Annotated in this window: 20 protein-coding genes; 17 read left to right on the plus strand and 3 right to left on the minus strand. The window is 41.5% G+C overall.

Annotated elements, in window-relative coordinates; genetic code table 11:
- The first annotated feature begins 266 nt into the window (after window positions 1-266).
- The 14 genes from M2448_RS04055 to M2448_RS04120 all read left to right on the plus strand — a co-directional run bounded on the left by M2448_RS04055 (window position 267) and on the right by M2448_RS04120 (window position 13,512).
- Window positions 267-599 carry an NADH-quinone oxidoreductase subunit A gene (locus tag M2448_RS04055; RefSeq protein WP_348523100.1) on the plus strand — a complete coding sequence of 111 codons (333 nt, stop codon included), beginning with the start codon at window positions 267-269 and terminating at the stop codon, window positions 597-599.
- Window positions 600-704: 105 nt separating this feature from the next.
- The gene (locus M2448_RS04060) at window positions 705-1,256 is read left to right on the plus strand and encodes an NADH-quinone oxidoreductase subunit B (protein WP_280645014.1); all 552 of its coding nucleotides are present in this window, start codon (window positions 705-707) and stop codon (window positions 1,254-1,256) included.
- Window positions 1,257-1,265: 9 nt separating this feature from the next.
- Complete coding sequence (locus M2448_RS04065) at window positions 1,266-1,799, plus strand: NADH-quinone oxidoreductase subunit C (protein WP_280645015.1); 534 nt, start codon at window positions 1,266-1,268, stop codon at window positions 1,797-1,799.
- Between the two features lie 15 nt (window positions 1,800-1,814).
- Entirely contained in the window at window positions 1,815-3,050 is a 1,236-nt protein-coding gene (gene nuoD / locus M2448_RS04070; RefSeq protein ID WP_280645016.1) for an NADH dehydrogenase (quinone) subunit D, read from the plus strand.
- Between the two features lie 113 nt (window positions 3,051-3,163).
- Entirely contained in the window at window positions 3,164-3,673 is a 510-nt protein-coding gene (locus M2448_RS04075; RefSeq protein WP_280645017.1) for an NAD(P)H-dependent oxidoreductase subunit E, read from the plus strand.
- 9 nt (window positions 3,674-3,682) lie between these two features.
- The gene (gene nuoF / locus M2448_RS04080; RefSeq protein WP_280645018.1) at window positions 3,683-5,056 is read left to right on the plus strand and encodes an NADH-quinone oxidoreductase subunit NuoF; all 1,374 of its coding nucleotides are present in this window, start codon (window positions 3,683-3,685) and stop codon (window positions 5,054-5,056) included.
- Between the two features lie 80 nt (window positions 5,057-5,136).
- Window positions 5,137-6,180, plus strand: a complete 1,044-nt coding sequence (locus tag M2448_RS04085; RefSeq protein WP_280645020.1) for a 2Fe-2S iron-sulfur cluster-binding protein — start codon at window positions 5,137-5,139, stop codon at window positions 6,178-6,180.
- 77 nt (window positions 6,181-6,257) lie between these two features.
- Complete coding sequence (nuoH, locus tag M2448_RS04090) at window positions 6,258-7,301, plus strand: NADH-quinone oxidoreductase subunit NuoH (RefSeq protein ID WP_280645022.1); 1,044 nt, start codon at window positions 6,258-6,260, stop codon at window positions 7,299-7,301.
- 16 nt (window positions 7,302-7,317) lie between these two features.
- Window positions 7,318-7,851, plus strand: a complete 534-nt coding sequence (locus tag M2448_RS04095; protein WP_280645023.1) for an NADH-quinone oxidoreductase subunit I — start codon at window positions 7,318-7,320, stop codon at window positions 7,849-7,851.
- Between the two features lie 74 nt (window positions 7,852-7,925).
- On the plus strand, window positions 7,926-8,429 hold the full coding sequence (locus M2448_RS04100) for an NADH-quinone oxidoreductase subunit J (protein ID WP_280645025.1): 504 nt from the start codon (window positions 7,926-7,928) through the stop codon (window positions 8,427-8,429).
- 3 nt (window positions 8,430-8,432) lie between these two features.
- Window positions 8,433-8,756, plus strand: coding sequence for an NADH-quinone oxidoreductase subunit NuoK (nuoK, locus tag M2448_RS04105; RefSeq protein WP_280645026.1), 324 nt, complete (start codon window positions 8,433-8,435; stop codon window positions 8,754-8,756).
- 6 nt (window positions 8,757-8,762) lie between these two features.
- Entirely contained in the window at window positions 8,763-10,652 is a 1,890-nt protein-coding gene (nuoL, locus tag M2448_RS04110) for an NADH-quinone oxidoreductase subunit L (protein ID WP_280645027.1), read from the plus strand.
- A 15-nt stretch (window positions 10,653-10,667) separates the two neighbouring features.
- Window positions 10,668-12,101 carry an NADH-quinone oxidoreductase subunit M gene (locus M2448_RS04115; protein ID WP_280645028.1) on the plus strand — a complete coding sequence of 478 codons (1,434 nt, stop codon included), beginning with the start codon at window positions 10,668-10,670 and terminating at the stop codon, window positions 12,099-12,101.
- A gap of 19 nt (window positions 12,102-12,120) precedes the next feature.
- On the plus strand, window positions 12,121-13,512 hold the full coding sequence (locus M2448_RS04120; RefSeq protein ID WP_280645029.1) for an NADH-quinone oxidoreductase subunit N: 1,392 nt from the start codon (window positions 12,121-12,123) through the stop codon (window positions 13,510-13,512).
- Between the two features lie 74 nt (window positions 13,513-13,586).
- Here the strand turns inward: M2448_RS04120 and M2448_RS04125 are convergent, their stop codons facing one another.
- The 3 genes from M2448_RS04125 to M2448_RS04135 all read right to left on the minus strand — a co-directional run bounded on the left by M2448_RS04125 (window position 13,587) and on the right by M2448_RS04135 (window position 15,760).
- Window positions 13,587-13,910 carry an RNA-binding protein gene (locus tag M2448_RS04125; RefSeq protein WP_280645030.1) on the minus strand — a complete coding sequence of 108 codons (324 nt, stop codon included), beginning with the start codon at window positions 13,908-13,910 and terminating at the stop codon, window positions 13,587-13,589.
- A gap of 253 nt (window positions 13,911-14,163) precedes the next feature.
- On the minus strand, window positions 14,164-15,105 hold the full coding sequence (ribF, locus tag M2448_RS04130) for a riboflavin biosynthesis protein RibF (RefSeq protein WP_280645031.1): 942 nt from the start codon (window positions 15,103-15,105) through the stop codon (window positions 14,164-14,166).
- A 25-nt stretch (window positions 15,106-15,130) separates the two neighbouring features.
- Window positions 15,131-15,760 (minus strand): HAD family phosphatase, encoded by a 630-nt coding sequence (locus M2448_RS04135; protein ID WP_280645032.1) that lies wholly within the window; start codon window positions 15,758-15,760, stop codon window positions 15,131-15,133.
- Window positions 15,761-16,260: 500 nt separating this feature from the next.
- Here M2448_RS04135 and recO point away from each other — a divergent pair, with 500 nt between their 5' ends.
- From recO to M2448_RS04150, 3 genes are read left to right on the plus strand one after another with little or no spacing between them, the layout of a single operon-like run.
- Window positions 16,261-16,983, plus strand: coding sequence for a DNA repair protein RecO (gene recO / locus M2448_RS04140; RefSeq protein WP_280645033.1), 723 nt, complete (start codon window positions 16,261-16,263; stop codon window positions 16,981-16,983).
- A 45-nt stretch (window positions 16,984-17,028) separates the two neighbouring features.
- Window positions 17,029-18,822: a MutS family DNA mismatch repair protein gene (locus tag M2448_RS04145; RefSeq protein ID WP_280645034.1), complete on the plus strand. Its 1,794-nt coding sequence runs from the start codon at window positions 17,029-17,031 to the stop codon at window positions 18,820-18,822.
- Between the two features lie 47 nt (window positions 18,823-18,869).
- Complete coding sequence (locus tag M2448_RS04150) at window positions 18,870-20,132, plus strand: DUF2851 family protein (protein ID WP_280645035.1); 1,263 nt, start codon at window positions 18,870-18,872, stop codon at window positions 20,130-20,132.
- Window positions 20,133-20,144 lie beyond the last annotated feature (12 nt).

A 20,144-nucleotide genomic window follows, 5' to 3' on the forward strand; every position in this document is an offset into this window, starting at 1 on the left:
AACATTTAATAAAGATCGTCTATCTACCATAAATAAAACCAAACACAAGAGGTCAAAAACCTCCTTTAATGTCAAATTGCAATCCTCAGTAAGCAAAACGCTATAATTTTGTGTATGAGCGCTTTTTTATTAATAATATTGATAAAATATATCAGTCATTTTGTTCTTTTTTGACAAATAAAAAAATTATCTTTGTGCCTGTAAAAACAAAGTATGTTAAAAAGGAAATTATGAGTTCAAATCTGTATGATTTTTTACCCATATTGATGCAGATAGCTTTTTCTGTCGTTTTTGTATTTGCCACAGTACTTGCATCTAATATGTTAGGACCTAAGCGTAAAAACGCTAACAAAATGGCCAATTTCGAATGCGGCCTCGATCCATTGGGCAATGCCCGTTCTCCTTTCCCTATCAAATATTTTTTAGTAGCCATCCTGTTTGTACTATTCGATATCGAAATCGTATTCATGTACCCGTGGGCTGTAAACTTTAAAGCTATAGGCTGGGAAGGTCTACTTAAAATGGGAGGATTTATAGGACTGCTGCTTGTGGGCTATCTTTATATAGTAAAACGTAAAGCATTGGAGTGGGAAAAATAATAATATTTAATTAAATCTCTGGACTTAAACCATAGCCAACGGGCTTTGTTATTTATATACAGGGTGATTAAATAAACAGGTTACGACCTCTATAATTCTAAAGTTATGAGCAAAACTTCTAATATAAATGTAGTACCGGCTCCTGAGGGATACACAGGGAACGGTTTCTTTGCTACCAAATTCGATTATGTCATAGGTCTGGCTCGTGCCAACTCGCTATGGCCTCTGCCATTTGCAACATCTTGCTGTGGCATCGAGTTTATGGCAACTATGGCATCTACCTACGATATGGGACGATTCGGGGCAGAACGCAACAGCTTCTCGCCACGACAAGCCGATATGCTACTGGTTATGGGTACGATCTCTAAAAAGATGGCACCAATACTCCGCCATGTATATGAACAAATGGCCGAACCTAAATGGGTGATTGCAGTTGGTGCCTGTGCCTCTTCGGGAGGTATATTCGACACTTACTCCGTATTGCAGGGAATAGACAAAGTAATCCCGGTAGATGTATATGTACCCGGATGCCCTCCACGCCCCGAACAAATATTGGACGGTGTAATGCAACTACAGGAACTTGTGAAGCATGAATCTATACATCGCAGAAGCTCGGAAAGATATGAAGAACTTCTCAAATCATATAAACTTGAATAATAATCAATAATGGCTCTTGAAACTACGATTATCGAAAACAAGATAGGTGAAAAATTCGGCGCTGAAGTTCTCAATTTCAGAATGGAACGCGACATATTCACTTTTGAAGCTACACCGGCTGTCATTAAAGATGTGATTCGGTTCATGAGAGATGACGAAACCCTGCGTTTCAATTTCCTGACCGACCTGTGCGGAGTGCATTATCCGGACAATGAAAAGGACAATCAATTTGCTGTTGTCTATCTTTTACATAACTGGATAGATAATGTACGCGTAAGGGTTAAGACCTTTCTGAACGGTGCTAAACCGGAAGTAGACACTGTAACCGGAGTATTCGATGCTGCCAACTGGATGGAACGCGAAACATACGACTTTTACGGCATTATATTTAAAGGACATCCAAACCTGAAACGGATACTAAACGATGAAGGAATGGTTTCGTTCCCGATGCGTAAAGATTATCCGCTCGAAGACTCGGGACGTACCGATAAAGACGACAGATTCTTCGGAAGAACGCCGAACAATTATGAACCAACTAAATAATAGCAAAGTAAGGAAATGTCAGATCAACTAATAAATCCGGAACATCGCTTTGCGAAAATTGTAAGAGAACAAACCTTTGAGGATGGACGTGAGCTGAATGTACTTAATTTCGGCCCTACGCACCCCTCTACACATGGTGTGTTCCAGAATATACTGCTGATGGACGGCGAACGCATCATAGATGCCGACACCACTGTTGGCTATATTCATCGTGCATTTGAAAAGATAGCCGAACACAGGACTTTCTATCAGATCACCACCCTGACAGACCGTCTCAATTACTGCTCTGCACCTATAAATAATATGGCATGGTGGATGACCGTAGAAAAAGCGCTCGGAGTAGAAGTACCTAAACGGGCTCAATACATGCGCGTAATAATAATGGAAATGGCACGCATCACCGACCACCTTATATGTAACTCCATATTAGGTGTCGACTTGGGTGCATACACCCCATTTTTGTACGTTATGAAGTATCGCGAACTGGCATACGAAATATATGAAGAGATCTGCGGTGCGCGTATGACGACCAATATGGGACGCATCGGAGGTTTCGAAAGAGACTTCAGCGAAGCGGCATGGCGCAAGATAGACGAATTTCTCGAAGGATTCCCTAAAGCATGGGATCAGCTGGAAAGACTCTTCGCCCGCAACCGTATCTTTATGGATCGCCTTATCGGTGTGGGGACTATATCGGCAGAAAAAGCCATTAGTTATGGTTTCACCGGTCCGAACCTGCGTGCTACAGGCGTTGACTATGATGTACGTGTGGCACAACCTTACAGTTCATACGAAGATTTCGACTTCAAAGTGCCTGTCGGGCAATCAGGGGACACTTATGACCGCTGGTGTGTACGTACAGCAGAAATAAAAGAAAGCCTGAAAATAATGAAACAGGCGCGAGATAATATGCCGGCAGGAACATATCATGCCGATGTACCCGACTATTATCTGCCTCCGAAAGAAGAAGTATATACAGAGATGGAAGCACTGATCAATCACTTTAAAATAGTAATGGGTGAAATACCTGTTCCTATATCCGAAGTTTACCACTCGGTAGAAGGTGCGAACGGAGAACTGGGTATATACCTCATAACCGACGGTTCGCGCGCTCCGTTCCGCGTACACTTCCGCAGACCATGCTTTATCTACTATCAGGCATTCCCTGAAATGATCAAAGGCGGTATGTTTTCGGATGCCGTAGCTACATTATCGAGTATTAACGTTATTGCAGGAGAATTAGACGCTTAATTAGCTTGCTAGTTTAGAGTTTACTAGTCTACTAGTAAAAAAACTCTGAAAACTGCGAAGCCTTTAAATATAAAAACTAGTAAACCAGTATACTTAAAATTAGTAAACTGAATATGAAACAAACAATAAATATGTCGGACACCTTGATGGCACGCATCAACGAACTGCTGAGCCATTACCCTGCCGACAAAAAGAAATCGGCTATGCTACCGGTATTACATGCCGTACAGGATGCTCATGACAACTGGTTGAGCCTCGAACTGATGGACAAGGTAGCCGAGATTTTGGAAGTGACGCCTATCGAAGTATATGAAGTTGTTACATTCTATTCGATGTTCAACCAGAAACCAATAGCAAAATACATGCTTGAATTCTGCCGTACCGCATGCTGTGGCTTGCGTGGAGGAGAGAATCTGATGGATTATACCTGCCAAAAGCTGGGCGTAAAACCCGGAGAAATCACTCCCGATGGTATGTTCAGTGTAGTAGGTGTAGAATGTCTCGGTGCATGTGGTTTTGGCCCGATGCTCCAACTCGGAGACAACTATCATGAAAATCTTACAAAAGAAAAGATAGATACGCTGCTAGAAGATTGTAAACAAGGTAAAGTAAACCTATATTAATATTTTGCGATGGCCAGAAAGATATTACTCGAAAAGATAGATATTCCCGGAATCCAGGAATATGAAGTTTATCGCAAAAACGGCGGTTACGCATCGGTAGAGAAAGCGCTGAAGACTATGACTCCCGACGATGCAGTGGAGCAGGTAAAAGCTTCCGGTATGCGTGGACGTGGTGGAGCAGGTTTCCCGATGGGAATGAAGTGGAGTTTCATAGACAAGAAATCCGGAAAACCCCGCCACCTTGTAGTGAATGCCGACGAATCGGAACCGGGCACATTCAAAGACCGCTTCCTGATGCACCATATTCCGCACTTGCTGATAGAAGGAGCTATTGTTTCCAGTTACGCATTAGAAGCAAACCTTTCTTACATATATATTCGCGGTGAATATATGTGGATATTCAAAATATTGGAAAAAGCCATAAAAGAAGCTTATGCTAACGGATGGCTGGGCAAAAACATACTCGGTACAGGATACGACCTCGACCTGTATGTGCACTGCGGAGCAGGAGCATACATCTGCGGGGAAGAAACCGCCCTTATCGAATCATTGGAAGGCAAGCGTGGCAATCCGCGCATCAAACCGCCATTCCCTGCCGTTAGCGGATTGTGGGGTGAGCCTACCGTTGTAAACAATGTGGAATCTATATCGACCGTATCGTGGATTATTAACAATGGCGGCGATGAATATGCAAAAATAGGAGTTGGTAAATCTACAGGAACAAAACTTATGTCGGCATCGGGACACATCAAAAATCCGGGTGTTTACGAAATAGAGCTTGGCCTGTCGATGGAGGAGTTCTTCCACTCAGATGAATACTGCGGCGGAATGATGGACGACCGTCCACTCAAAGCTTGTATTCCGGGCGGATGTTCGGTTCCGATTCTACCACCTCAGTATTTGTTCAAGACTGCTAATGGAGACGACAGACTGATATCTTACGAATCGCTTGCCGATGGTGGATTTATTACAGGCTCGTCACTCGGTTCGGGAGGATTCATAGTGTACAACGATACAGCCTGTATTGTACGTAACACATGGAACTTCTCTCGTTTCTTCCACCACGAAAGCTGCGGACAATGTTCACCTTGTCGCGAAGGAACCGGATGGATGGATAAAATCCTTTATCGCATAGAAACCGGACAGGGACGTGAAGAAGATATAGACCTACTATGGAGTATTCAAAGCCAGATAGAGGGCAATACTATATGTCCGCTTGGTGATGCTGCATCGTGGCCTGTAGCTGCGGCTATACGCCACTTCCGCGAAGAGTTTGAGTACCACGTTCGTTTCCCTGAAAAAGTGAAAGACAGAAACCATTTTGTGAACGAACCGATGGAAAAAGTGAGGCATTTGTTATCAGGCAGCATTGCGAGCCTGTAACGGATTAAAAAAATAAAACGATTGAAAATATTTTCAAAAGAGCTAAATAGCTATACGCTAACAGCTAACAGCTAAAAAATATGAAAATTACAATAGACGGACATACAGTAGAGGTCGAACCGGGAACTACTATCCTACAGGCAGCACGCCTTGTGGGTGGCGACAGCGTCCCTCCTACTATGTGTTATTATTCCAAACTGAAAGATTGCGGGGGCAAATGTCGTTGTTGTCTCGTGGAAGTATCGAAAGGCAGTGAGAAAGACCCTCGCCCTATGCCAAAGTTACAACCGTCATGCGTTACTGCCGTTCAGGACGGAATGGAAGTAAAAAGCGCTACATCGGAGAGAGCAAAAGTATCACGTAAAGCCGTATCTGAGTTTCTGCTGATCAATCACCCGCTCGACTGTCCGGTATGCGATCAGGCCGGAGAATGCGACCTGCAAGACCTTGCCTATGGCAATGACAACTTCAAGTCGCGCTTTATAGAGCAAAAACGCACATTCGAACCTGAGGATATAGGCCCGTACATACAGTTGCACATGAACAGATGTATCTTATGCTACCGTTGTGTGAAACTGGCCGACCAACTTACACCGGAGCGTGTTCATGGAGTTGTAGGCAGAGGCGATCATGCACAGATATCTACATATATAGAACGTGCCATAGATAACGACTTTTCGGGCAATGTGATTGATGTCTGTCCTGTAGGCGCATTGACAGATAAGACATTCCGCTTCAAATCGCGTGTATGGTTTACCAAGAAATTCAACGCGCACCGCCATTGTACAAAGTGTTCGGGTAAAGTGACACTATGGATGTTCGGGGATAGCGTTCTGCGTGTAAGCGCCCGCAAAGACCAGTGGAAGGAAGTGGAAGAGTTTATCTGTAACGAATGCCGTTTCGAGCATAAGAATGTAGGAGACTGGACTATAGAAGGACCACGCAAATTCGAGAAATATTCGGTGAATAATGTGAACAACTACACCGAGCCTACCAAAAAGGTGAAAATAAAGACTGATGACATGGTGCTCGAAGGACGCGAGGAAGACCGGAAGAAAATAAGCATGGAAAGCTCGCCTTATGATGCCAACGAACTGGAAGCAATAAAGAAAACAAAAAAATGAAATAAGTTATAAGTTATGAATTATGAGTTGTTTCTCTTCTATTGATAACTGTTAACTGTTGACTGATAACTGAATTTATGGAAGTTGCATTTATTTTAGAAAAACTGATTCTGATCGTTCTCGTTTTTGCTGTTACGATGTTCTTTGCATTGTACGCAACTTATGCAGAGCGTAAAGTAGCCGGATTCCTGCAAGACCGTTACGGACCGAACCGTGCCGGAATATTCGGGCTGTTACAACCAATCTGTGATGGCGCCAAACTATTCTCTAAAGAAGAGTTTATGCCGAATACCCCCAACAAAATACTGTTTATTTGCGGACCGGCGATAGCCATGAGTGTTTCGCTGCTCGGGGTTTCTGTTATTCCTTGGGCCGAAAAATTCGTTATTGCCGGATATGGCGAAGTAAAGCCTTATATCGGTGATGTAAATGTAGCTGTCCTGTACATTGTAGCAGTTCTTTCCACCAGTGTGTACGGAGTTGTGATCGGAGGTTGGGCTTCAAACAATAAATACTCACTGATCGGCAGTATACGTGCAGGTGCTCAGATGATTTCGTACGAAGTCGCTATGGGGTTGTCCATCATCGCCCTTGTGATGATGACAGGTAGCCTTAGCTTGGTAACCATTACAGAACAACAAAGCGGATGGCATGGCATGCAGTGGAATGTAATCTATCAGCCGTTGACTTTCATCATATTTCTTGTATGTTCTTTTGCTGAATGTAACCGTACACCGTTCGACCTCGCTGAATGTGAATCAGAGCTAGTCAACGGACACCATACAGAATACTCGTCTTTAGGAATGGGATTCTTCATGTTTTCGGAATATGCAAGTATGTTCTTCTCATCTGCTTTTATCTCTGTCCTGTTCTTCGGAGGGTACAACTATCCGTTCATCGACTGGGTAAGGGTAAACTGGGGCATCAATGTAGCCAGCGGACTTGGCGTACTGTCACTGCTTGCCAAAACAACGTTCTTTATATTCTTCTATATGTGGGTACGTTGGACAATACCAAGATTCAGATACGACCAGCTAATGCGGTTAGGATGGAAAATGCTATTTCCTCTGGCAATAGTAAATATCTTCCTTGTAGGAATATGTATCCTGATTTTTAAATGAAAATAAGAGATTAGTCATGTCAATAAAAGATATATCATTATCAGGAAAGAAAGAAGAAGTCACCAATAAGAAGATGACCTTCATCGAACGCATCTATCTTCCTGCCATAGTGCAAGGCTTAGGGATAACCATAAAACATTTTTTCGCAAAGAAAAATACGATACAGTATCCTGAGCAGCAACGCGAATTCAGTCCTGTATATCGTGGTCAGCACGTCCTGATGCGTGACGATCAGGGACGCGAACGGTGTACGGCATGCGGATTGTGCGCCTTAGCCTGTCCTGCAGAAGCCATTACGATGACGGCCGCAGAACGGAAGAAAGGCGAGGAGCAACTATATCGTGAGGAAAAATATGCGGCTGTGTATGAAATAAACATGCTACGCTGCATATTCTGCGGATTATGCGAAGATGCCTGTCCTAAAGAGGCTATCTTCCTGACCAAATCGAAACTTCTGGTGAAACCGAAACTGGAAAGAGAAGATTTTATCTATGGTAAAGATAAACTGGTAATTTCAGTTGAAGATGCTAAAGCAAGAAAGTACGACTAGATTTTGAGTTAAAAAGCATGCTAGTTTACTAGCAAATATAGTAAACTAGTAAACTGAAAAACTTATATACTAATATGATAACTATAATTTTTTACATTCTGGCAGCCATTACACTGGGTACGGGTATTCTGACTGTTTTGTCAAAGAACCCTATACATAGTGCAGTGTATATGATTATCTGTTTCTTCTCCATATCGGGGCACTTCCTGCTGCTTAATGCATTGTTCCTCGCGGTAGTCAACATCGTTGTTTACGCAGGTGCGATCATGGTATTATTGCTGTTTACCCTGATGCTCATGAACCTGAGTGAACAACACGAGCCGAAGAAGAAAGTAATAAGCCGCGTAGCAGCTACCGTATCGGCATGCCTGATGGGTGTAGTACTTCTTGCTGCATTACTGAAATCTACACCGGTAATAGAAACATATAAAGCCGAAGGATTGGACTATCAGTCGGTAAGTATTATCGGACAGGTATTGCTGAATGAATATCTGGTACCATTCGAATTTGCATCCATCCTGCTCATTACAGCTATGATAGGTGCTGTCCTTATTTCTAAAAAAGAAAAAAAAGCTTAAGCTATGCTGAATAATATATTAGAACAAGTAGGAATTGACAATTACATCTACCTCTGCATCCTTTTGTTTATGGTAGGTGCGATCGGTCTTTTGTATCGCCGGAGTACAATAGTAATGCTCATGTCGGTAGAGTTGATGCTTGCCGCAGCAAACATGTTGCTCGCCGTATTTTCGGTGTATCATCAGGATACTAGCGGACAGGTATTCGTTATATTTTCGCTGGCTGTGGCCGCTGCCGAAGTCGCAGTAGGTCTGGCTATCCTTGTTGCCATATACAGGAATATTGGCACAATCGATATTGATGAATTAAAAAACTTAAAAGGATAATTTTGGATGGAAACATTATTGGTATTAATACTTCTGCTCAGTCCGTTTGTAGGCTTCCTTATCAATCTGCTGGTTGGTAAAAAGCTGATAGGACGTGCTATGACAGGAATTATTGCTACAACAGCAGTAATTATAAGTTTTGTTATATCCCTGATATTTTTCATCCAGGTATTAACTACAGGCGAAGCAATCCATGTCAACCTGTTTCAATGGATTGCACTTGGAGAGTTTACAACAGACTTTGCATTCACCCTCGATCAGCTTTCACTGCTCTGGTTACTGTTTGTAACAGGCATCGGGGCATTGATCCATATTTATTCGATAGGGTATATGAAAGATGATGAAGACATAGACAGGTATTTTGCATACCTAAATCTCTTTATCTTCTTCATGTCTGTATTGGTTTCCGGTGGCAACCTGCTTATCATGTTTATCGGATGGGAAGGTGTAGGACTATGTTCTTACCTGCTTATCGGATTCTGGTCGAAAGATCACAAAAACAATGATGCTGCAAAAAAAGCCTTTATCATGAACCGTATCGGGGACTTAGGTTTCCTCATCGGGATCTTCACACTAGGCTATCTGTTCAAGACCGTAGACTATGTAACATTGAAAGAAGCCGTATCTACAACGTCTAATCCTGATGTATCTGCTCTATTGGGAGTAGCCACATTTGCACTCTTTATAGGTGCAACAGGAAAGAGCGCGCAGATACCTTTATACACATGGTTGCCTGATGCGATGGCAGGCCCGACACCAGTGTCGGCTCTGATACATGCGGCAACGATGGTTACAGCCGGTATCTTCATGGTTACCCGTTTGAACTTCCTGTTCGACCTTACACCCGACATTCAGACACTGATAGCAATAGTAGGAGCTGTAACTGCATTGTTCGCCGCTTCGATAGCCCTTGCTCAAACAGATATAAAGAAGGTACTCGCCTACTCTACCGTATCGCAACTGGGACTGATGTTCCTCGCGTTGGGATTGGGTGCATATCATGTAGCTGTATTCCATGTGATAACACACGCATTCTTCAAAGCATGCCTTTTCTTAGGATCGGGTTCTGTGATACATGCAATGGGTGGAGAACAAGATATGCGTAAGATGGGTGGACTGAAAAGCAAGATGAAAACTACATATTACACATTCCTTATTTCTACCTTATCTATTGCAGGCATTCCGCCATTAGCAGGTTTCTTCTCTAAAGATGAGATCATGTTAACAGCCTTTGAACATAATAAAGTGTTGTGGATTATAGCTGCATTGGCATCGTTACTAACAGCATTCTATATGTTCCGTTTATTATATCTTACATTCTTTAAAGAATTCAGAGGAACGGAAGAACAAAAACATCATTTGCATGAGTCACCAAAGAGCATGACATTACCGCTTATTGTATTGGCTTTCCTTGCGTTCATTGGTGGTGCAATCAGTATTCCATTCGGAAATCTTAGTTGGTTGAATGGTTATCTCGAGCCAATTATTCAGGGTATAACAGACCATCATCCATCTACAGGGCAAATGATAACAACAATGGTAATATCTACAGTCATTGCTATTATCGGTATAGTACTTGCTTATTATAAATACATTAAGAAATCTGAAGTTCCTGCCGAAGATGATAAGATCACAGGCTTTGCGAAAGTCCTGTACAATAAGTATTACATAGATGAGATATACAATACCCTGTTTGTAAAACCGACTTATGCTCTGGCTAACTTTTTCGATAAGGTTATAGAGCCGGCATTGAAAACTTTCTTCAAAGGAGGCGGCTTACTAGTAGAGTCTCTTACTACTCCGGCCAAGAGATTGCAAAACGGAAGTCTCGGGTTTTATATGTTCTTCTTTGTATTGGGATTCTGTGCGCTCATCATCTATTTATTTCTTGTATAAAACTATTTAGGAAACATGAATATAGCTATTATATTAATCATATTGTTAGGAGGTGCAATTTTCACATACCTCTCAGGAAATAGATTTGCGTCGAAGGTTGCTATACTATTCAGTGTTGCGGCAGCCGTATTCTCTGTTGCCTTATACCTGAAATATGGAGCAGCGGGGACAGAATTCAGTATAGAGTGGATCAGAAACCCGAATATATCGTTCTCCTTAAAGGCAGACGGATTAGCCATAGCAATGATTTTGCTTACGACTATCCTGTTACCCATTATTATACTGGCCTCACTGCATCGTGAGTTTAAGAATGAGAAACTCTTATACAGCCTCATTATGTTCATGGCTTTTGCCATGACAGGAGCATTCCTCAGTAGTGATGCTCTACTGTACTATGTATTCTGGGAAATGTCACTTATTCCGATCTACTTCATTATAGTATTGTGGGGGAACGGCGAACTGGCAAAAAGGCGCAAGGCAGCGATGACCTTCTTCCTGTTTACGTTTGCAGGATCGCTGTTTATGATGGCTGCTATCATATACCTTTACACAAAAACCGGAAGTTTCCAACTCGAAGCATTTTATAATGCCAACTTGAGCGAAACAGAGCAGATATGGATATTCCTAGCCTTCTTCCTTGCTTACGCCATTAAGATACCGGTATTTCCATTTCACACATGGCAGGCAAATGTATATCAGAAAGCTCCGGCGGTAGGAACAATGCTTCTTGCCGGAATAATGTCTAAAATGGGTGCATACAGTGTGATCCGCTGGCAAATACCAATGACTCCTTATGCTTCACACGAGTTCAGAACCGTTATTCTCATCTTGTGTATCATCGGAGTTGTATATGGTGCTATCATGGCACTCAGACAAGATGACCTGAAACGCTTCCTTGCATATGCTTCTTTATCTCACGTAGGATTTATAGCAGCCGGATCTTATGCGCTTACTTACGATGGTATCGAAGGAGCAGTAGTACTAATATTAGCACACGGATTTGGAATAGTTGCTATGTTCTATGCTGCGGACGTAATTCAAAATAGAACAAACACATTGAAAATAAGCGAACTGGGAGGAATAAAGAGCCACGCACCTAAATTTGCTGTTGCATTCTTCCTGAGTATCCTTTCATCTATAGGAATACCGCTGACATTTAACTTCATCGGAGAATTTACAATCATGTACGGTCTGTATCAGGTAAGTTTGTGGTTTGCGTTGACAATAGGAACATCGTTGTTCTTAGGTGCATTATTCATGCTGCGTATGTTCCAGTACACCATGTTGGGAGAACCGTCTAAAAAGCCATTCAGAGACCTGTCGAAAACAGAAATCACTGTATTTACCCTTATTGTGATTGTACTGATATTCTTCGGCGTATATGTAAAACCGGTTACAGATCTTGTCTCAACCAGTCTTACAGAAATAGTAATGTATATTAACAGATAAAAATTTAGCCAGATATATAATGAGTACATTGATAGCCATCTCGGGATTAGGAATAGTTTGCCTGCTGTTAGAGATATTCAATTTGAGAAAGATACTTATACCGGTTACCCTCATCGGACTGGTAGCAGCATTAGGGCTGACTGTAAGTGAATATTATTTGGGTGAACCCTTTCTGGGAGCAGATAAATATAACATGATAGTGCCATCCGGATTCTCACAAGGATTCTCGGCTCTGTTCATCATTATCGCCATCCTCATTATTGCAATGAGCCCTAAATTTTATCAGGAAAAACTGGTTAAGATAGCAGATTATGTCGCCCTCAAAGTGTTTATGCTGGCAGGAGCTGTAGCAATGATATCTTTCGGTAACTTTGCGATGTTCTTCATCGGACTAGAAGTCTTATCCATTGCTGCATATGTATTGGCTGCCAGCGAGCCTAAAAGCCTAAAGAGCAATGAGGCAGGAATGAAATACTTCATCATGGGAGCATTTGCTTCCAGCTTTATCCTGTTTGGGATTGCATTGGTATATGGTGCGACCGGATCATTTGATGTAGCTACAATATCCGCTACATCCGTTACAATGGCCGATAGCCTGCCTGTATGGTTCAATATAGGATTCGTAATGATAACCGTAGGAATGATGTTTAAAGCCTCTATTGTTCCCTTCCATTTCTGGGCACCGGACGTATATGAAGGCTCTCCTACACTGGTAACTGCTATGATGAGTACACTCGTTAAGGTAGCTGCTATCGGGGCACTATTTAAGATCGTATATATCTTATTTGCAGCTATCAGTCCGGCTTATCAGATAGCTCTGATCGTATTGTCTATATTAACCATGTCGGTAGGAAATATCACAGCAATGAAACAGAAGAACATCAAACGTATGATGGCCTATTCGGGTATCTCCCACGCCGGATTCATGATGATGGCATTGCTTGCCATAGGTACATCTGCCAATACTGTCTTATACTATGCAGCCGCATACAGCTTCGCAGGTATTGCAGCATTTGCTGTCATACTTGGTGTATGTAATGGGAAAGGCAATGAAGATATATCCAACTTCTTCGGACTGGTAAAGCGTCAACCTGTACTTACTGCCATTCTTACCTGTGCCTTCCTCTCACTGAGCGGGATACCTATTTTTGCAGGGTTCTTTGCCAAATTCTTCGTATTCGACCAGATGTTGCAGACAGGTCACCTCATACTTGTTATCTTTGGTATCATCAATTCGGTAATAGCCGTATCTTACTATCTGGGTGTAGCCAATGTGATGATCACAAAAGAGGCTGAAACAGAAGAGCCGTTAGCTGTTCCATTCGAGTACAAGACTGTTGCTATAGTCGCTATATGCCTCAATATACTACTTGGAGTATTCCCCTCCATCATAATGGGGCTAAACCTCTGATAATAAGGCACCAACATACAAAAAAAAGAGGCTATCCATCGGATAGCCTCTTTTACTTTTATCTGTGATCTTGATTAATATTCACGTTTTCTGAAACCTCCGTTTCCACCACCTCTGTTATTGTCATAACTTCTGCGAGGACGATCTCCTCCTTCTGTGCGAGGACGAGCTTCTGAAACAGAAATAGTTCTGCCATCATATTCAGCACCATTAAGTTCTTCAATAGCTTTTTGTCCAGCAGCATCATCAGCTAGTTCTACAAAGCCATAACCTTTAGAACGGCCTGTAGCTCTGTCCATGATAACTTTAGCTGAAGAAATTTCACCATACTCGCTGAATAAATCTTTCAAATCATTGTCGTTGATGCTGTAGCTCAACCCTGCGATAAAAATGTTCATTGTAAAAAAATAAAATTTAAATAATAAATACTCTTTGCAGAAGAAGTAAATACACAGAAAGCTAAAAGAAACTAGACAAGAAAGGTTACCAAGAAGGGAAAATGACTTGAAAAGAAAATTTAAACTATACGTTAAGAACTCTAATGCAAAAGCAAATGTAAAAATAAAAATCAGTTATTTAATGATTTATCTGATTATTTTTTTGTTAAGTACTACAATTTAATATTTTATTGTAATACTATGACAAAAAAACTCACATTCCAATCCTCTTATATCTCTCTATATATTTAATAACGTTATCCTTATCAGCCCTGATCTGATCTTTTAACGTATCTATATCCGAGAACTTCTCATCATGGCGCATAAACTCGAGAAACTCCGCTGTAAGGTCTTTATTATAGAGATTGTCCTCAAAGTCGAACAGATTTACCTCTACGCTGATATTGTCACCGTTGTGCAAGGTTGGACGCCTGCCGATATACAGCATTCCGTCATACTTCTTACCATCTACATGCACATAAACGGCATACACCCCGAATGCAGGGATTACCTTGTAAGTCTCCCATAACTGAATATTAGCAGTAGGAAAACCAATGGTGCGTCCGACCTTGAATCCCTCTACTATTTTTCCCGATATGGTATAATTATAAGAAAGTAGTTGCGCTGCCTTACGCACCTGCCCCTCTCCTAACAGGCGACGAATACGTGACGAACTCACATGCTCTGTTCCCGGCAGGGCTATCGCCTCCACCACATTCATATCCATTGCATCGCCATAACGCTTATAATCGCTGAAACCATCTTCACGATTGTGTCCGAAACGATGATCGTAACCGATAATCAGAGTATCGACCGAAAGACTGTCTTTCAACACTTTCTGCATAAAGTCATGAGCTGAAAGCTTCGATATATCGACCGTAAAGTCGAGGCATATACAATAGTCGATTCCGGTTGTTGACAAACGTTCTATCTTTTCATCGAATCCGCAAAGAAGCGCCGGCTGATAGTCTTTTTGCAGAACCTTACGGGGATGCACAGGAAAAGTAATAACAGCTGACGGTAATCCCCGTCGTGCCGCTTCAGTCTTCACCTGCTCTATCAGAAACCGATGCCCGATATGCACCCCATCGAAAAAACCGATGGTGGCTACCAAAGGCAAATGTTCCGGTTTATGGTCTTTATCTATTATTATCATAGCTCAGGCTATCTGTATATACTAATTATAGCAAACCTTTATCTACAAATACCTGTCTAAGGTCTTCATCCTGATTTGCCTGATAAGTCTGGAATCCGAGTTTGCTGCCAATCTCTACATTTGCTTTTCCGTCGTCCAGAAACAATGTTTCGGCAGGGTTCATTCCCGAATCGGCAATAATAAAGTCGAATATCTCCCTGTCCGGTTTAGCATGACCTATCTCATACGAAAGGTAACATTTATCGAAAAAAGCAGATATAGGCAATCCTTCGGGGGAAAAATCGCTTGTCATAGCCCAACCCATAACAGAGGGATTGGTATTGCTCAACAGATATACTTTATATTTTTTACGTAATTCCTTCAGCAATTCATATTTGTATTCGGGAATATTGACCAGGAAACCAAGCCACCCATGATCTATGTCTTCTGCCGTAATATTATCATTTCCGGACAGACGACGAAATTCCTTACAAAAATCTTCTCTGTTGATTTTGCCCTCTTCATATTCGAGGAAGATACCCTCCTGACGAAACTCGTTAAGGTAATCTTCTATATTAGGGAAACCTATTGCCGTAAAACGGTCTAAAGCCTGTTGTTTGTTCAGACTAACGATAACACCGCCAAAATCGAAAAGAATATTTTTTATTTCACTCATAACTAAATCTATATATTTATCTGACAATCAAATTTAACTAAAAAGTAACGAATGTAACGGATTTGCTTTATTTTCATTCTTCTATTACTTTTCTTTAGTTGCCACGACTTTCAAGTCATGGACTATGAGGCTATCCGAGAACGACTTTAGTCGAAATTGTTTGGCTAAAGCCTTCCATTTATTTATCCTTTTATCCTCCGGCAAAACAGGAGGCAATTAGTAATTTTAACTAAAAGGTAACGAAAGTAATGAATTTCATCGTTTTTACTTTTCATCCTGCATTCATTATTTATAACTCATAAATCCTCCCGTCATCTTATAGATAAAACAGCAGGGATAAAATACAGAATGCTCATTCCGCCACGAAGTTAGTTATTTATTCCTTAATAGCCCTTGTTTTCAATTTTGTATTTGTATTTTTGTTAGTAATCTTATCTTGTACTTTTCAATGTAGAAAAGATATAAGACGACAAGTAAAAAAGTAATCAGTATAAAGAAAAGTGCAATATAAAACGAGAGGGTTGGTGCTGAGCACCATCAATTATAACGATAAATATGTCCTTGTACAGATATTTACCGAATCCTTCGGGCGGGTAACCTATATGGTATCCAAGGCCAAAGGAAAAAATACCAAAGCCCCCAAATCTCTCTTTTCGCCACTGGCCTTACTCGATCTGGAAGTAGAACATCAGGCATCACGCGACATACAACGCATACGCGAAGCCCGTTCCGAGTTGTTTTTGTACGATATTTCGGGCAGTCTGAGTAAGACCTCAATGGCATTCTTCCTGTCCGAGTTCCTTTCACGCGTATTACGTGACACGAACGACAGCCAGCTGCTGTTCAGCTTTCTCGAACAATCGGTGCAGATACTGGAAATAACCGATAAAAGCATAGCTAATTACCATCTGGTCTTTATGCTCAAACTGAGTCACTTTATGGGCTTCTATCCCAACTTGGAAGAATACAGGGAAAACAGCCTGTTCGATATGATAAACGGCGAGTTTATTACATACCAGCCGTTACACAAACATTTTCTAAATAGAACCGATAGCAAGGCTCTTTCATTACTGGCTCGTATTTCATTCGAGAACATGCACCGGTTTGTATTCTCGCGGCAGGACAGAATAAATATTATAAACAAAATACTGGAATACTATAGGCTGCATCTCTACGATTTCCCTGCATTGAAGTCGTTAGACGTATTGCACGAATTATTTTAACACCTCTGCATATTTTTGCTACCTTAGTCCACTAAATAAAACGACATGACACTGATAGAAGTAAAAGAATCATATAAAAAACAAATAGAAACCGAAAAACTTAAACTATCAAAGCTGAAAAGAACGATCTTTCAGATAGGTTCTATACGCCTGACTATTGTCGTAGCTTGCGCTGTACTTTGCTGGCTACTGTGGGGAAATACGCCATTTGTAGTAGGCTCGATAGGTATTTCTATAATCTTGTTTCTTTTCCTTATGAAATACCATAACAGGCTCTTCCTGCAAAAAAGATATACTGAGCTACTGATACAAAATGCTGAGCACGAACTAAACGGCATTAACTACGATTTCTCAGCTTTCGACGGAGCGCCCGAACTTGCCGATGCCGGCCACAGCTACAGTGTAGATCTGGATATGTTTGGCAATCATTCCTTTTTCCAGTCGATAAACAGAAGTGTCACCTGCTTTGGCAAGAACAGGCTGGCTGACTCGCTACTGCTACCCTACGAGAAAAAAGAAGACATCATAGCTCAACAAGAAGCTATAAAAGAACTGGTTTCACGCCCCGAGCTACTCTCCCACTTCAGGGCTGTAGGGCAAATGACCGAATCGGAAGACATTAGCGTACATTACTTTTCCCAACAGTTTATGCAAACCAATCTGTTATCGAAAAGCTTTTGGCGCTATTTCGTATATATTGCTCCTGTTGTATTTGCCGCCTCACTTGCTTTGTACATTGCAGATATAATACCAATCTCAGTATTAGGATTGTGCTGGACTGTATTCTTCACCCTCAGCCTTGTGCCGTTGAAAGATATAAACAAAAAGAAAAACCTATTCGAAAAACGGGTAGATACCCTGCAAACCTATTCCAAACTGTTCAAGATTATAGAGACAGAGCAATTTGATTCCGAATTGTTGAGGAAACTGCAAAACAAGGTCAGAGGAGAAACTTCGGCATCACTGGCTATACACAAATTAAAATCATACAGCAACAATCTCGACCAGTCTTCTACTGTGCTTGGACTACTCATACTAAATCCGATATTTTTCTGGAACGTCATTTTCTCCATAAAAATAGAGAAATGGATTGTACAGCATAAAGACCATATTGCAAACTGGTTTAAAGTATTAGCCAAATTCGACAGCCTTGTTTCCTTCGCCATATACGGGTACAATCATCCCGATTATACCTATCCCGAAGTATCGGACACATTTGTACTCGAAGGAAAAGAACTGGGGCACCCCATGCTCAACAGGTCGGTATGCGTACGCAACGATGTTACGGTCGGCAAGCGTCCGTTCTTCCTTGTAGTCACCGGTGCCAATATGGCGGGAAAAAGTACATATCTGCGTACTATCGGCCTCAATCTCATTCTGGCCTGCACAGGTGCTCCCGTATGTGCCTCATCTCTTACATTCTATCCATTCAGATTAGTAACCAATCTGCGGACATCCGATTCACTTACCGACAATGAATCATACTTCTTTGCCGAACTGAAACGACTGAAAATGATAATAGACCGCCTGCAATCGGGTGAACCTCTCTTCATCATCCTCGACGAAATACTGAAAGGTACAAACTCGGAGGACAAGCAAAAAGGCTCTATTGCCCTTATGAAACAGCTTGTTTCCCTTGACGGAAACGGCATTATAGCCACACACGACCTTATATTAGGCAATCTGGAAAAGGAATTCCCCGATGCTATCAAAAATTATCGTTTTGAAGCTGATATAAAAGACGAACAGCTATCGTTTACATACAAAATACGGGAAGGTGTAGCACAAAATATGAATGCCAGCTTCCTGATGAAGAAAATGGGAATAACGGGGCTGTAAGTTAATTATGAGTTATGAATTTACACAGACTACCAAATAACTAAAACATGGAAGACATACTTCACTACATTTGGAAATTCCGCCTATTCCAGAAAGACCTGAAAACAACAGATGGCCAACCGATAGAGGTAATAGACGTAGGGCTACCCAATACAAATGAAGGGCCTGATTTCTTCAATGCTAAGATAAAAATCGGAGATAAACTCTGGGCGGGAAATGTAGAAATACATAAGAACGCTGACGAATGGAAAAAGCACAACCATCATAATAACAAAAACTATAACTCCGTCATACTCCATGTAGTAGAAAAGGCTAATTGCGATGTATATAACGAACTCGGACAAGCCGTTATCCAATGCGAAATTGCTTGCCCTGCACACATCAAAGAGAATTATGAGTTCCTTATACATTCTAACACTGATATACCCTGCGCCAACTATATAGGTTCCATGTCTTCATTTCATATGAACTCGTGGATGAATAGCCTCCTTATAGAGCGTATGGAAAGAAAGTCAAATCATATACAGGAGCTACTTACGCGGTTCGGCAACTCGTGGGAAGATGTGTTCTATGTACTACTCTCCCGCAACTTCGGATTCGGGCTTAATTCCGATTCTTTCGAGCGGCTGGCACTCAGCCTTCCATTAAAATACATCCGGAAGCAGGCAGACAATCTTGTACAGATAGAAGCATTGCTGTTCGGACAGTCGGGTATGCTTGATTCCTTGAAAGCGGATGACGACTATTTCAGCCTACTGCAAAAAGAATACGCTTTCCTGAAAAATAAATACGATCTGAAACCGTTAGAATCATATATATTCAAGAATTTGAGAACGCGGCCGACAGCTTTTCCCCAGATCAGAATAGCGCAGTTAGCCGCCCTGCTGCATAGTTCGCATGGATTGTTCTCCAAAACTGTGGCTAACGAAGATTTAGGACGTATAAGACTAATGTTTCACATCAACGCATCGGAATATTGGCAAACACACTATAGTTTCGGCATATCGTCGGAACGGAAATCGAAATATCTGGGCGATGCCTCACTCGATATTATTCTGATCAATACAGTTGCTCCAATATTATTTATATACGGAAAAAGTACCGATAGCGAAATGCTTTGCGAGCGGGCACTGAGTTTTTTAGAAGCAATGAAACCCGAACAAAACAGCATAACGAAGCGTTTTTCTAAACTGAAAATGCCACTGAACAATGCTGCCGACTCGCAGGCTATGATTCAGCTGAAACGGGAATATTGCGAACCGCGCAAATGTTTGTTTTGCAGAATAGGACATCAGCTGCTTACCAGCTGACAATAGATATGT

Source organism: Dysgonomonas sp. PF1-14 (genome assembly GCF_029892965.1).
In the GTDB taxonomy this organism is placed as follows: Bacteria; Bacteroidota; Bacteroidia; order Bacteroidales; family Dysgonomonadaceae; genus Dysgonomonas.

Coding starts and splice junctions, on each gene's coding strand:
- M2448_RS04125 (WP_280645030.1), bottom strand. CDS start 13,910: ATGAACATTTTTATCGCAGGGTTGAGCTACAGCATCAACGACAATGAT.
- M2448_RS04075 (WP_280645017.1), top strand. CDS start 3,164: ATGAAACAAACAATAAATATGTCGGACACCTTGATGGCACGCATCAAC.
- M2448_RS04095 (WP_280645023.1), top strand. CDS start 7,318: ATGTCAATAAAAGATATATCATTATCAGGAAAGAAAGAAGAAGTCACC.
- nuoH (WP_280645022.1), top strand. CDS start 6,258: ATGGAAGTTGCATTTATTTTAGAAAAACTGATTCTGATCGTTCTCGTT.
- M2448_RS04100 (WP_280645025.1), top strand. CDS start 7,926: ATGATAACTATAATTTTTTACATTCTGGCAGCCATTACACTGGGTACG.
- ribF (WP_280645031.1), bottom strand. CDS start 15,105: ATGATAATAATAGATAAAGACCATAAACCGGAACATTTGCCTTTGGTA.
- nuoL (WP_280645027.1), top strand. CDS start 8,763: ATGGAAACATTATTGGTATTAATACTTCTGCTCAGTCCGTTTGTAGGC.
- M2448_RS04085 (WP_280645020.1), top strand. CDS start 5,137: ATGAAAATTACAATAGACGGACATACAGTAGAGGTCGAACCGGGAACT.
- nuoK (WP_280645026.1), top strand. CDS start 8,433: ATGCTGAATAATATATTAGAACAAGTAGGAATTGACAATTACATCTAC.
- M2448_RS04060 (WP_280645014.1), top strand. CDS start 705: ATGAGCAAAACTTCTAATATAAATGTAGTACCGGCTCCTGAGGGATAC.
- nuoD (WP_280645016.1), top strand. CDS start 1,815: ATGTCAGATCAACTAATAAATCCGGAACATCGCTTTGCGAAAATTGTA.
- M2448_RS04055 (WP_348523100.1), top strand. CDS start 267: ATGCAGATAGCTTTTTCTGTCGTTTTTGTATTTGCCACAGTACTTGCA.
- M2448_RS04065 (WP_280645015.1), top strand. CDS start 1,266: ATGGCTCTTGAAACTACGATTATCGAAAACAAGATAGGTGAAAAATTC.
- nuoF (WP_280645018.1), top strand. CDS start 3,683: ATGGCCAGAAAGATATTACTCGAAAAGATAGATATTCCCGGAATCCAG.
- M2448_RS04150 (WP_280645035.1), top strand. CDS start 18,870: ATGGAAGACATACTTCACTACATTTGGAAATTCCGCCTATTCCAGAAA.
- M2448_RS04115 (WP_280645028.1), top strand. CDS start 10,668: ATGAATATAGCTATTATATTAATCATATTGTTAGGAGGTGCAATTTTC.
- M2448_RS04120 (WP_280645029.1), top strand. CDS start 12,121: ATGAGTACATTGATAGCCATCTCGGGATTAGGAATAGTTTGCCTGCTG.
- M2448_RS04145 (WP_280645034.1), top strand. CDS start 17,029: ATGACACTGATAGAAGTAAAAGAATCATATAAAAAACAAATAGAAACC.
- M2448_RS04135 (WP_280645032.1), bottom strand. CDS start 15,760: ATGAGTGAAATAAAAAATATTCTTTTCGATTTTGGCGGTGTTATCGTT.